At 37.6% G+C, this 12,613-nt stretch carries 11 protein-coding genes; 9 read left to right on the forward strand and 2 right to left on the reverse strand.

Going from position 1 to position 12,613, the window contains the following annotated elements:
• Window positions 1–93 precede the first annotated feature (93 nt).
• The 6 genes from rlmN to MKY78_RS11815 all read left to right on the forward strand — a co-directional run bounded on the left by rlmN (window position 94) and on the right by MKY78_RS11815 (window position 7,238).
• Window positions 94–1,161: a 23S rRNA (adenine(2503)-C(2))-methyltransferase RlmN gene (gene rlmN / locus MKY78_RS11790; protein WP_339212861.1), complete on the forward strand. Its 1,068-nt coding sequence runs from the start codon at window positions 94–96 to the stop codon at window positions 1,159–1,161.
• Between the two features lie 107 nt (window positions 1,162–1,268).
• Window positions 1,269–3,098, forward strand: a complete 1,830-nt coding sequence (asnB, locus tag MKY78_RS11795; RefSeq protein ID WP_339212863.1) for an asparagine synthase (glutamine-hydrolyzing) — start codon at window positions 1,269–1,271, stop codon at window positions 3,096–3,098.
• A gap of 384 nt (window positions 3,099–3,482) precedes the next feature.
• Complete coding sequence (locus MKY78_RS11800; protein ID WP_339212864.1) at window positions 3,483–4,664, forward strand: carboxylate--amine ligase; 1,182 nt, start codon at window positions 3,483–3,485, stop codon at window positions 4,662–4,664.
• A 12-nt stretch (window positions 4,665–4,676) separates the two neighbouring features.
• Complete coding sequence (murE, locus tag MKY78_RS11805; protein ID WP_339212865.1) at window positions 4,677–6,170, forward strand: UDP-N-acetylmuramyl-tripeptide synthetase; 1,494 nt, start codon at window positions 4,677–4,679, stop codon at window positions 6,168–6,170.
• A gap of 37 nt (window positions 6,171–6,207) precedes the next feature.
• Window positions 6,208–6,942 (forward strand): amino acid racemase, encoded by a 735-nt coding sequence (locus MKY78_RS11810; RefSeq protein ID WP_339212867.1) that lies wholly within the window; start codon window positions 6,208–6,210, stop codon window positions 6,940–6,942.
• Window positions 6,943–7,034: 92 nt separating this feature from the next.
• Window positions 7,035–7,238, forward strand: coding sequence for a hypothetical protein (locus tag MKY78_RS11815; protein ID WP_339212869.1), 204 nt, complete (start codon window positions 7,035–7,037; stop codon window positions 7,236–7,238).
• 374 nt (window positions 7,239–7,612) lie between these two features.
• Here MKY78_RS11815 and MKY78_RS11820 read toward each other — a convergent pair whose 3' ends face one another.
• Window positions 7,613–8,602 (reverse strand): NAD(P)/FAD-dependent oxidoreductase, encoded by a 990-nt coding sequence (locus MKY78_RS11820; protein WP_339212870.1) that lies wholly within the window; start codon window positions 8,600–8,602, stop codon window positions 7,613–7,615.
• 361 nt (window positions 8,603–8,963) lie between these two features.
• Here MKY78_RS11820 and MKY78_RS11825 point away from each other — a divergent pair, with 361 nt between their 5' ends.
• Window positions 8,964–9,380, forward strand: a complete 417-nt coding sequence (locus tag MKY78_RS11825; RefSeq protein WP_339212872.1) for a PaaI family thioesterase — start codon at window positions 8,964–8,966, stop codon at window positions 9,378–9,380.
• 119 nt (window positions 9,381–9,499) lie between these two features.
• On the forward strand, window positions 9,500–10,237 hold the full coding sequence (locus MKY78_RS11830) for a MerR family transcriptional regulator (protein WP_339212874.1): 738 nt from the start codon (window positions 9,500–9,502) through the stop codon (window positions 10,235–10,237).
• A 218-nt stretch (window positions 10,238–10,455) separates the two neighbouring features.
• Here the strand turns inward: MKY78_RS11830 and paaX are convergent, their stop codons facing one another.
• Window positions 10,456–11,289, reverse strand: a complete 834-nt coding sequence (paaX, locus tag MKY78_RS11835) for a phenylacetic acid degradation operon negative regulatory protein PaaX (protein WP_339217894.1) — start codon at window positions 11,287–11,289, stop codon at window positions 10,456–10,458.
• A 331-nt stretch (window positions 11,290–11,620) separates the two neighbouring features.
• On the opposite strand from paaX, the gene paaA reads away from it, so the two are divergent.
• Window positions 11,621–12,610 (forward strand): 1,2-phenylacetyl-CoA epoxidase subunit PaaA, encoded by a 990-nt coding sequence (gene paaA, locus MKY78_RS11840; RefSeq protein ID WP_339212876.1) that lies wholly within the window; start codon window positions 11,621–11,623, stop codon window positions 12,608–12,610.
• Window positions 12,611–12,613 lie beyond the last annotated feature (3 nt).

Consider the following 12,613-nt stretch of genomic DNA (forward strand, 5'->3'; position numbering starts at 1 on the left):
CCGGTCACTATATCAAGTATGATTAGAAAGTGATTTAGCGAATACGATTACTAGTTATAGTACGATATAGTTATTTGGAGATGAGGATATATTATGAAATTAAGATCCATTTATGGATTAACAATGGAACAATTAACAGAATGGTTAATAGAAAAAGGACAAAAAAGATTCCGTGCTGAACAAGTTTGGGATTGGTTATATAAGAAACGGGTCCGTCATTTTACAGAAATGAAAAATGTAAATAAAGAAACGATTGAACTATTACAAGAGAATTTTGTTATTGAAACATTGGAAGAGGAAATCAAACAAGTCTCTAAAGATGGGACAGTTAAATTTCTGTTCAAATTAGCAGATGGAAACTTAATTGAAACGGTGCTGATGCGTTTTAATTATGGTCTTTCTGTATGTGTCACAACACAGGTCGGGTGTAATATTGGTTGTACCTTCTGTGCTAGTGGTCTACTTAGAAAGAGCAGAGATTTAGATAGTGGCGAAATTGTAGAGCAAATTATGAAGGTGCAAAAGCATCTGGATGAACAAGGAAAAGATGAACGGGTTAGCCATATTGTCGTAATGGGAATTGGTGAGCCGTTTGATAACTTTACGAACTTAATTGATTTCATTAAAGTCGTAAATGATGAGAAAGGCCTTAAAATTGGTCAGCGTCATATTACTGTATCAACTAGTGGCTTAGCGCACAAAATTTATGAATTTGCTGATACCGGTTTACAAGTAAACCTAGCTATTTCCTTACACGCACCGAACAACGAACTAAGAACTAGCATAATGAAGATAAACCGTGCATTTCCTATTGAAAAGCTGATGAAGGCTGTAGATTATTACTTAGAGAATTCTAATCGTAGAATAACGTATGAGTACATTATGCTTAAGGATGTCAATGATCACGAGGAAGAAGCGATACAGCTTGCTAAATTACTGCGCAGCAAACGCCATCTTTCCTATGTGAACCTCATCCCTTACAATTCTGTTGAGGAGCATGGTCAGTATCAACGAAGTGAGACACACGTCATCCAAGCATTCCACGAAGTATTGAAGAAAAATGGTATTAATAGTGGGGTTCGCTGGGAAAATGGTGCTGACATAGATGCAGCATGTGGACAATTACGAAGCAAACAAATTAAAAAGCAAAAGATTGTATAACGACGAAGACATAAAAGACCGACTCATCATAATTTTGAGTCAGTCTTTTTTTGTTTGAATATAATATTGCAAAAGATATGTCTACTATATGAAAAGGGGAAATTAGTGTGTCTGGATTTGTTGGTTTACTCACATCTAAAAGATTTAAGCAAGATAGCAAACCGACGCAAGAGGAAAATGTAACGGTGCTGAAGAATGAGGAAATGCATGATGAAATGGAAAGTATGGAGCAAGCTGATTTTCTGGTTATGAAACGGACCGATTATCGCAATGTTCGACCCTTTATATTCGATAATGAACGATATGGACTAGTTTTCGACGGAACCATTTATAATAAGGGAGACTTACGTAAAAAGCTAGAGAAGAAAGGCTATAAGTTTAACTTGGATACAACAGAAGAAGTTCTTAGTAACCTATTTCTAGAATGTGGTGTTAAGAGATTCCAACTATTAAGGGGCACATTTGCAATAGTAATATGGGATTATCAAGAAAAGATTCTCTATGCTGCAAGAGACCCCTTTGGAATTAAACCACTCTACATGATGGAAACAGAAGAGGAGGTTCTATTTTCTACAGAAATACAAGCTATAACTAGGCTAGGGAAAGACCTAACATTCCATTACCAAGCATTACAACACTACTTTTCATTTCAATATATTCCCCCACCACTCACCTTGAAAAAAGAAATTACTAGCTTAAAACCAGGTCACTACTTAATCAAAAAAGCCTATCAACCTCTAGAAACCTATGCCTATTTTAAAGCAGCATTCCATCCCGTAAACGGCAACGAGAACCAAATTATTAATCGGATACAAGAGATCTTAGTAGACTCAGTAAAGGTGCATATACAAGAAGAAAAGTCCTTGGGAGCATTATTATCAGGTGGTATCGATTCAAGCCTTCTTGTTGGGATAGCCAAGCAGTTTAACCCTAGTATAAAAACGTTCACAGTTGGATTTGATGTAGAAGGATATTCTGAAATTCCCATTGCACAGCAAACCGCAGATGAGCTAGGTGTAGAGAATATCTCGTATCTCATTAGTCCGGCAGAATTTGTAGCTAGTCTACCAACTATTATTCACCAGCTAGAAGAACCGTTAGCAGACCCATCATGTGTTCCATTATATTTTGCTGCCAAAAAAGCAAGTAACCATACGAAAATAGTGCTATCAGGTGAGGGTGCTGATGAATTATTTGGAGGCTATAACATCTATCATGAATTCCATTCGTTAAACGTGTTTCAATATCTACCGGATACGGTACGAAAATGGCTGAGAACACTATCTCGTATTGTTCCTGAGGGGATAATAGGAAGGAGCTTTCTAGAACGTGGTACCACCCCACTCCATGAGCGGTATATTGGAAATGCTAAGATTTTTGAAGAAGATGAAAAAAGGCGCTTTATGAAAACGTATGATGAATTAATTACTTACAAGCATATGACAGCCGACTTATTTGCCATGGTGAAAGAGGCCCATCCAGCTCATCAAATGCAATATGTAGATATGCATACTTGGCTACCTGGGGATATATTAAGAAAGGCAGATCGAATGACGAAAGCACATTCCATTGAGCTTAGGACACCATTTTTAGATAAAGAAGTCTTTGACGTTGCAAGCAAAATACCAGTAGCCTATAAAATTACCAATAAACAAACGAAGGCAATATTACGTAAAGCTGCTATCGGTTTCATTCCAGAGCACGTTACCAATCGGAAAAAGCTAGGTTTTCCTGTACCATTAAAAAGCTGGTTAAGAAATGAACTGTATGATTGGGCAACCGAAATCATTCAAGAAAGCAACACCGATCACATTCTGGATAAAACCTATTGCATGAAGCTCTTAAAGAGTCATTACAAAGGGTATAACAATAACGCAAGAAAACTATGGACCATCCTTGTCTTTATGATGTGGCATCAATTATTTATGGAGTCGTAAATGTACTATCATGGTTTTACACAGAGACATACGAAATGAATTTGATCGTAAGCCGAATGAAGCATAAATAGTAGCTCCGGAACTATAGATTTGAGCGAGAGGGCTTACCTTATCGCCCGTAGAAGGCGGTGAGGCCTGCTACTAGATTGGGAGGGATATGCTATTCATTCGTTTTTTTTCCTTTACCAATTATGTCCAAGCTTCTATCTGCTTTCTTTGTAGATAAACATCGTTCATTCACTTACATAGACTTATTGAAGTTAACTTTGTACACAGGTATAATGAGGTGTATAATGTAATGAACAATCATGAAAAAGTCTATGATATTTAATAAAAATACAATATTATGAATAGGATAGTAACACCCTAATAGGAGTAATCGATATGAATCATAAAGCAGTGATTTTAGGTAATAATTATTATATAGGATTAAGTGCGATTAGAAGTCTGGGTAAAGAAGGCGTTCATACAGTTGCCGTAGATTATTCAGAAGATGATCGCTATGGTGCGGCTTCGAAATATTGCTCAGAAAAAATAATAGTACCACATTACAAAGAAGAGACGGAAGAATTTATTCAAGCATTAATTGATTATGCAAAGAAACAAGATAAAAAGCCCGTGTTGATTCCATGTCATGATACATATTTGGAGGTTATCGACGCGCATTTACATCGGATTAAGGAATATTACTTAATCCCTCAAACAGAGCAAGGCTTAGCAACACGTGTAATGAATAAAGATACATTACATGCACTAGCGACAGAGCATGGTGTACGAGTACCAGAGACAGTTAGGGTAAATGAACCGAATTTTAAAGAACGAGTCGAACAGGAAATAAAGTTTCCTTGTTTAGTAAAACCGTTTGATTCCCCTAGCTTTGTTGCTACCTTTAGAAAGAAAATCTTTAAAGTTCATAACATGGAAGAACTAGAAGAAGCATTGGAAAAGGCGAAATCCGCCAATCAAGAAGTATTCGTGCAACGGATTATTCCGGGCTTTGACGACCATATGTACACATTCGATGCATATTTGAATCAAGATTCTAAGGTGACCCATTGGACCACTTGCCAAAAGCTTCGCCAATACCCTATTAATTTTGGGGCATCGGTATACACAATCCAAAAATACACCCCCGAATTATTTGAGCTTGGTTCGAAGTTTCTAGAGGGGATTCAATATAAAGGCTTTGCTGAGATTGAATTTAAAAAAGACGAAGAGACTGGCGAGTTCTATTTAATTGAAATCAACGCAAGAATTACCAATTTTAATCATTTATTATATAAAGTTGGCTTGAATTTCCCATACATCACATACCGGGAAATGATCGGTGATCCATTAGAGCCAAAAGCAGTGACCGAAACGACAAACCGTGCTTTCTGGTATGGATATGAAGATATGCTAGCAGTAAAGGATTATGTCAAAACAGGTCAGTTAAAATCTTCAGAGGTCGTAAAATCGTTATTTCGACCAAAGGCATATGCAATCTGGAGCTTGAGCGATCCTAAACCTGCTTTTGTATTTATGAAAACGAGAATTGGTAAATTGTTTGGCCAAAGGAAAGGATAGGAGGAATTTTGTATGCAATTAAAACAATTATTACAAGCTATTGAAGTAACCAATGGTAGGGAAGTAGAGCCGTTAGAAATTCGTAATGTCTCCTATCATTCCCAAAAGGTTCAAGAAGGAGATTTATTTGTCTGTGTAAAAGGTTATAAAACGGATGGTCATAAGTACCTGGCAGATGCAGTAAAGCGTGGCGCTGTGGCTGCGGTAGTAGAGGACTTCCAAGATGGGATTGATATTCCACAATATGTTGTAAAAGATAGTCGTATTGCACTAGCGAGACTAGGGGCATGCTTTTATCAAGATCCATCATCCAAGATGAACATGATTGGGATTACAGCAACAAATGGTAAAACAACCACTACGTACATGACGAATGCTATTTTAGAAAACGAAGGACGTCGTACAGGTCTAATTGGAACTGTCATTATCAAAAATGGTGATGAGTCAATCCCTGCTGAACTGACAACCCCTGAGTCCCTAGATTTACAACGCTATTTAAATGAAATGGTTCAAAATGATGTGACCCATGTCACGATGGAGGTATCCTCAGCGGCACTAGAATTACACCGTGTAGAAGGGGTCAACTATGATATTGTGTCTTTAAACAATATGAGTAAAGAGCATATGGAGATGCATGGCACCTTCGAACGCTATTTTGAAGCAAAATCGAGCTTAATTCGAAATGCATCTGAGAATAGCTTTGCGATTTTAAATCTAGATAATCAATATTCTGCTTCGTTAGTGGATAAAACAAAAGCAAAGGTTATTTCATTTGGAATCGACAGTAAAGATGGCTATGTCCATTGCAAAAACTTGGATTTAACTACTGGTAGAGGGAAGTTTACCGTTGAGATTTTAAAGCCATTTGAAGCAAATGGTATTTCATATGAGCCAAGCGAATTCGATGTTGAATTAGCTGTACCAGGACTCCACTCAGTGTATAATGCGATGGTTGCGATCATTGCTTCACTTATTAGCGGAGTTCGAATAAGTACGATTCAAGAGACGCTAAAAGAATTTTCTGGAGTACCTCGTCGTTTTGAGTTCATCTATGAAAATGAAATTAAAGTAGTAGATGACCATTTTGCAAACCCAGGAAATATTAATGTTACCTTACAAACATTAGACTTTATGGATTTCGAGCAATTACAGCTTGTCTATGCGATTCGTGGACAACGCGGGGCAACCATTAACCGTGAAAATGCGGAAGTCATTGTAGAATGGGCAGATAAGCTTGGAATTAAGGAAGTTATTGCAACTCGAAGTGTATCCCATACAACGCCAAAAGACGAAGTGACAGATGATGAAGTCAAGGCATTTTTAGATGTGATGGAAAAAGCTAATATTAAAGTGGACTTATATAATGATTTACCAGATGCCATACATGAAGCATTATCAAAAGCGAATAAAGGTGATTTAGTACTACTTGCTGGATGTCAAGGTATGGATTATGGTGCAGGTATCGCCTTAGAAGCCTTAAATAAAGAAAATGCGGAAGTCAAATAGTGTCTATGCATAGTATGATATAAAGCAGGTGGATTGATTGAAACAGAAAAAGCTAGGCGTTTTAGGTGGGATGGGACCTGCTGCTACCTCGTTATTTTTTGATCGAGTTATTGAAAATACGGTAGCCAATAAGGACCAAGACCACATAGATATGGTTATACTTAACCATGCTACGATTCCGGATCGGACAAGAGCAATTCTTGAAGATAATAAAGAACCGTTTTTACAAGCAGTTAAAAAAGATTTTGAGATTTTTGAAGCTGCTGGAATAGATAACATTGCCATTCCTTGCAATACGTCCCATTATTTCTTCCGTGAAATGCAGGAAATGACTTCGATAAACATAATTAATATGATCGAAGAAACGGTAACCCATATTCGAAATACATTTGGCAGTACAGCTAAGGTAGGTATTTTAGCAACGGATGGGACAATTAATACAGGTATATATCAGGCTGAGTGTCATAAATATAATATGAAGGCTCCCATCCCAAATGTGCATGACCAACAAAAAGTGATGCAAACCATATATAATTTCAAAGCAGATCAACCTGTTGATGTTCACGCATTCGAGCAAATTATTGCTAAGCTGATAGAGGATGAGAACTGTGATTGTGTCATTCTAGGATGTACAGAGCTTTCTTGTATTGAAATCTCAGAGCATTGGAAGCCGTATTGTGTAGATGCAATGCAGGTGTTAGTAAACGAGTCCATCATTCGCTCAGGCAAAGAATTAAAAAAGCGAGCAGTGGTCTCTAACCTGCCTATTTAGTTCAGCCATAATAGGGATTTTATAATGAATAATGTATAAGAATAGCTACCGCATGTGAATGTTATATTCTCAAAGTGTAAGGAGGGAAGTTCGTGTTATCAGATAAAGAAGCATTTGATGAATTCTTACTCGAATCCTTCAAGGACGGTAGAAGTGTACGTGAATTGAGGCTTTCTGAGGAGGAAGCTAATTACATTAGAGTGAAAATACCTAAAGCAAAGTTTCGAAAAATAGCAGAACGCTGCAATACATCGGCTAAAGAATGGTATGAAGTAGATACTCGAGGTATGAAATAATAAATGTTAGGATGTTTCAGGAAGCTTAATCCTGAAGCATCCTTTTTTAATAGATGAAAAAGTCTGAGGTAAATCCCCTAGTCTTATAGAGTGGAGTTGTTGGATTGAGAGATTCAACATGGTTTTAGCGCGAAGTTACGTTGGATTCGCGCGAGAGTCACCGCAAATCGCGCGAGGGTCATCAAAAAACGCGCGAGAAGCGCCACAAAACGCGCGAGAGTCATCAAAAATCGCGCGAGCACCACAGAGTCGCGCGATTTTTACATAAGGTCGCGCGAAACACCCAAATCCTCGCGCGAATTGCTTTGCTTATCGAATGCGAGCTTATCTTAAACGATAAATAGGAATAACCCAACATGTCTACCTATTCCTCATTAGGATGAAGAAAACAGGTGTGTACTATGAACACTCAATTTAGCCTTTGGGTCCAAATAGGCTTTTGCGTGATTGATTGCGATAGTTGCTTCGCCAAATCCAGTAGCAATAAGCTTTGGCTTCCCTTCATACGAGCAAATATCTCCACAAGCATAGATTCCGGGAATGTTAGTCTCCATTTTACCATTCACGAAAACAGCATTTTTAGTCGTTTCTAGTCCCCAAGATTTTATCGGACCAATATTTGTGATAAAGCCATAATTGACGATGACCTCATCGACCGTGACCGTCTTCCTGTCTTGTTCTTTCACCTTCTGGAGTGTGACATGATGTATGTCATGCTCCTTTCCAATTAAGTCTGTAACTTCATATGGGGTGAGGATAGTTACGGACGAATGTTTGAGCTGTGTGAGACTATGCTCATGCGCCCTAAATGCGTCTCTCCGATGAACAAGCGTAACATCCTCTGCAATATCTACTAGTGCAAGCGCCCAGTCCACAGCTGAATCCCCGCCGCCGCATACTAATACCCTTTTGTTACGAAACCTTTCTAACTCCTTAATAAAGTAGTGTAAGGTATGCTCTTCGAATTGAGCTATATTAGCTAGTTTTAATTTTCTAGGTTCAAAAGCGCCCGCACCTGCTGAAATGAGAATGCTTTTCGAATAATGAACGGTTTTCGTTGTATAAATTTCAAATGTACCGTTCTCTAGACGAATAATATCTAGTACTTGCTCATTCAAACATATGGTAGGAGAAAAGGTTAGTGCCTGCTTATGTAGCTCCTTTACGAGATCCTTTGCCTTAACTCCCGGAAATCCTGCCACATCATAAATGTACTTTTCTGGATATAAGGCCGCTAACTGCCCACCAACCTCTGGCATACTATCAATCACTTTCACACTTGCTTCCCGCATACCTGCGTAAAATGCACTGAACAAACCAATCGGTCCAGCACCGATAATCGTTATATCCACCATCTCTTCCATGTGTTAGTCTCCTTTTTACTATTTTCCAGCACATCAAATAACAAAAATACATATAACGGATAAAATACGAATAAATATATTTTGATATATAAATAATAAGAATATTATAAATAAAAGTCAATCAATATTCTGAAATTTTAAACATAAAGGTCTCTTCTCCTACATTTTATTGAAAAATTACACTTGAAATCGTTTTATAATCAAGTTTAACTCATATTGTTAGAATACATATTTAGTTGACTTAATTTAGATTATATTGACAATGGGTATGGTGATATTTAAACTAAAATAAACGTATTTTAAACGGACTAATAATTTTAGTGTTATTATAATAAACATGCAATTTTGAGGAGTGGAGAAGTTGAAATATTCTATATCCGATTTGCGAAAAGTTGTATCAGATGGATTAACCCCGCCACCTTGTGATGTAACGATGCAAATAAAGGTGGACGATGCAAATGATGGCATAGCTAAAGGGATTTGGACAGTAGATGATAAATATATAAATGGTTTAGGAGTTGTCATGGGGGGCTTTTTATCATCGGCAGCCGATATTTTAATGGCCTATGCAGTTGCTTCTAAACTGACAGAAAATCAGGGCTTTGTGTCGATTGATCTAGATACAACTTTTCATCGACCAGGCGTAAAGGGAGAAATAGAGGTAACCGCTAGAGTCGAGAAGATGGGAAGGACCTTAGCATATGTGGTGGCGGATCTAGTGCAGAATGAGAGGAAGATTGCTACTTGTGTATCTTCTTTATTGATTCAAGAAAAATAAATTATCCAATATATTTTGTTGTTCATCCAGGTTTAATTCCTCAAAAATATACTTGTTTATGACGTAACGAGATATTCTACAATTAATACGTGAAGGATACCTTATGGAGGTGATGAACAATGTATTCTGTTGGGGAGTTGGCACAAATGGGGAATATTTCTGTACGAACATTGCAATATTATGATGAAATCGGTTTACTAAAGCCTGCTGCAAAAACAGATGGAGGAAACCGATTGTATGGTAAAAATGAGAGTATGAAATTACAGCAAATACTGGCTCTTAAATTTTTGGGTTATCCTCTAGAATCCATTAAGAGGATGTTAGGAACAATGGATCAAACCTGGGAAGAGACATTGCACCATCAACTTCAGTCTATAAAAAAAGAACAAGAGCACCTAAAAAAGATGGAATCCGCGATTCGTTCTATTTTGCAATCAATGGAATTAGAAGAAGAATTAAAATGGGACGTGGTTCAACAACTTGTCGACCTGTATAAAGAGAATCCAGCTAACATAAAACGTTATTTAGACAATTACTTTACACAGGAAGAACAACAATTTTTACATCACTTACCACATTTGGGGGATGAAAATCAAGAGGTAAGGGAATGGGTTAAACTCATCAAAGAAGTGAAAGCCAACCTCGATAAGGACCCTTCCTCAGAGGTTGCACAATCAATAGCCAAAAGATGGATGGATCAGGTCAACACCATGTTCCATGATAATGAGGAGCTGCGAGATAAATCCTGGAATGAAATAAAAAATACTCATAGTCCGATGGGCAATTATCCAATTGATGCTGATGTAATTCAATTCATTGAGCATGCTGTTGAAGAACTCTATAAGCAACATAAGTAAACAAATCTTGGTAAAAACATGTACTATGAAGTCTGATGTTTAAATCTAATGTAACACATGTAGCTGACTAAGTTTTTTAGAAAATCTACTAAGTAAAAGGCCGTAACATGAGGATAGTGGGGCTTCGGCAAATGACAAGCTCCCTACCTCATGTTACGGCCTCTCTAAATTAGTTTCGAATGAAAAAGACTTCATACGGAAATTTCGTACTGGTTGTACTACTTATTCCAATTCGCCTGTATTTTTTGTACGTCCCCTTGTTCGTAGACATTCTTGAAAAATCGTCTTGCTGGCTCAATTAACATATTATAGTAGTCCGTGAACAAGGAAGCAGCAGAGTCACCAAGCCATCTTGTTGGTAAAAGCTCCTGCGGTAGGTTTGGGTCAATGAATAAAAACTTCCGGTATTGATGGACTAAAAGCGCTGACTTCACAAAGCAACTACCATCCGTTAATTCCCCTTTTTCAATTTTATTTTTGTCGATAACGTATTTTTGACTATATTCTTGAATGAATAATTGATACTTTTTATTCACATCATCAAGATTCCAGCATTTTTGAACTAGATCTTCCTCATTATTCATACCAATATATGAGGCATTAAAGAACGAAACATACTCATGGATATCGTATTTCTCCATTAACAGATTTACTTGCTCTTCTAATGGATTTGGGGTAATCCAGCAGCTATTTGATAATAAACCAAATCCACTCCACACCAGTTCTTTTCTTAATTCATCTCGTAAATGGCGTTTATTCTCAGGAATGGTGTATACAAGAAGTCGCCACTGTCCATCCCAAGATGGGTGCTCGGTTTTATAGATACGCTTCGATGCTTCTTCCATCCTTGCTTTCCCTCGGTCAGTCAAGGAATAATAGCTCTTGTTGCCAATTTTTTCTGACTGTACCCAGCCCTGTTTACTCATTCTGGAAATAGCTGCTCGAACCGATTGTTCGTTATGACCAAATTCCTCCAATAATCGAATTAAGCTTCCAATCCATATCACATTATCATAATGCCTAATATAATCTCCAAATAACGTGAAGATCATGGACCTCGTATTAAATTGCTTTTCCACCTGAAACGTCCTCTCTTATGTCCATCGGGTTATGTAATTTTTATATGTTCAAATTTTAACAAAAAATCTGTGAGCTGAACAGTAAATGCCCTACTTTCTCATTTTTATAAATAATAACAGGAATAAAACGCTACATTTCTAACTGTTATATAAATTTGATATCGAAGCCTTAATACTAGATTGGCAGAACCCATTATAGCATAAAATGTCGATTAAATTTGTGAAAATTTAAAATTATTATATTGTCATAAATATGACACTTTGTTATTATTGCGTTAAAGAAACGTTATGAAGGGGTGGTAGAATGTATAACTATGTGGAGGACGGGGATTCCAAAACAACTGCATATGTTGAGCAAGATCCAGAGAAATATGATGCATTTATGGCCCGAATTAATTCTGGCGAAAAAATTGAAGCAGATGACTGGATGCCTGCCGATTATCGTATGGCTCTAATCAAGCTAATTTCCATGCATGGAATAAGTGAAATAATGGGAGCACTTCCTGAAAAAGAATGGGTGCCAAAAGCTCCAACCTTGAGAAGAAAGCTAGGCATAATGGCAAAGGTGCAAGATGAAATGGGCCATGGTCAATTATTACTTCGGGTCGCAGAAGACCTGATGAAGCCTTTTGGGAAGACGAGAGAAAATCTGATAGAGGATTTATTAAATGGAGATTTAAAGTTTCATAATGTCTTTCATATGCCAACCAAAACATGGGCAGATGCCGGTATGGTTGGTTGGCTAGTTGATGGCGCGGCCATTATGTCACAAACCAATATGCTAGATGCGTCCTATGGTCCATACCAACGGGCATTACAACGAATTTGCCAGGAGGAAGTTTTTCACGCCCAACATGGCGAGTCCATCATTATGGCATTAGCGGAAGGAAATGCGTACCAACGTGACATTTTACAGGAATCACTGAATCGTTGGTGGCCGGCACTACTCATGTTCTTTGGCCCTGCTTCAGCTGAAACGACTGGATCCTCGAAGCAAGACATTATGATTAAATATAAAATTCGTAAGAGTACCAATGAAGAATTGCGCCAAGCATTTTTATCAAAATATTTGCCTAGAGTATTTTCACTCGGACTAACCGTCCCAGACGATACGATTCGTTATGATGAAAAAGAAGAAAAATGGATTTACAAGCAGCCTGATTGGGATGAGTTCAAACAAATTATTCGAAATAAAGGGCCGAAATCAAAGGAGCGTTTACGATTAAGAGAGATTGCGTATAACCATAACCGTTGGGTACGCCAAGCGCTTGCTGAGGACCCAGTCACGGTGTAAGGA

It is taken from the genome of Ornithinibacillus sp. FSL M8-0202, from assembly GCF_037975285.1.
GTDB classification, from domain to species: domain Bacteria; phylum Bacillota; class Bacilli; order Bacillales; family Amphibacillaceae; genus Ornithinibacillus; species Ornithinibacillus massiliensis.

Coding starts and splice junctions, on each gene's coding strand:
- rlmN (WP_339212861.1), top strand. CDS start 94: ATGAAATTAAGATCCATTTATGGATTAACAATGGAACAATTAACAGAA.
- MKY78_RS11800 (WP_339212864.1), top strand. CDS start 3,483: ATGAATCATAAAGCAGTGATTTTAGGTAATAATTATTATATAGGATTA.
- murE (WP_339212865.1), top strand. CDS start 4,677: ATGCAATTAAAACAATTATTACAAGCTATTGAAGTAACCAATGGTAGG.
- MKY78_RS11820 (WP_339212870.1), bottom strand. CDS start 8,602: ATGGAAGAGATGGTGGATATAACGATTATCGGTGCTGGACCGATTGGT.
- MKY78_RS11830 (WP_339212874.1), top strand. CDS start 9,500: ATGTATTCTGTTGGGGAGTTGGCACAAATGGGGAATATTTCTGTACGA.
- paaX (WP_339217894.1), bottom strand. CDS start 11,289: ATGATCTTCACGTTATTTGGAGATTATATTAGGCATTATGATAATGTG.
- paaA (WP_339212876.1), top strand. CDS start 11,621: ATGTATAACTATGTGGAGGACGGGGATTCCAAAACAACTGCATATGTT.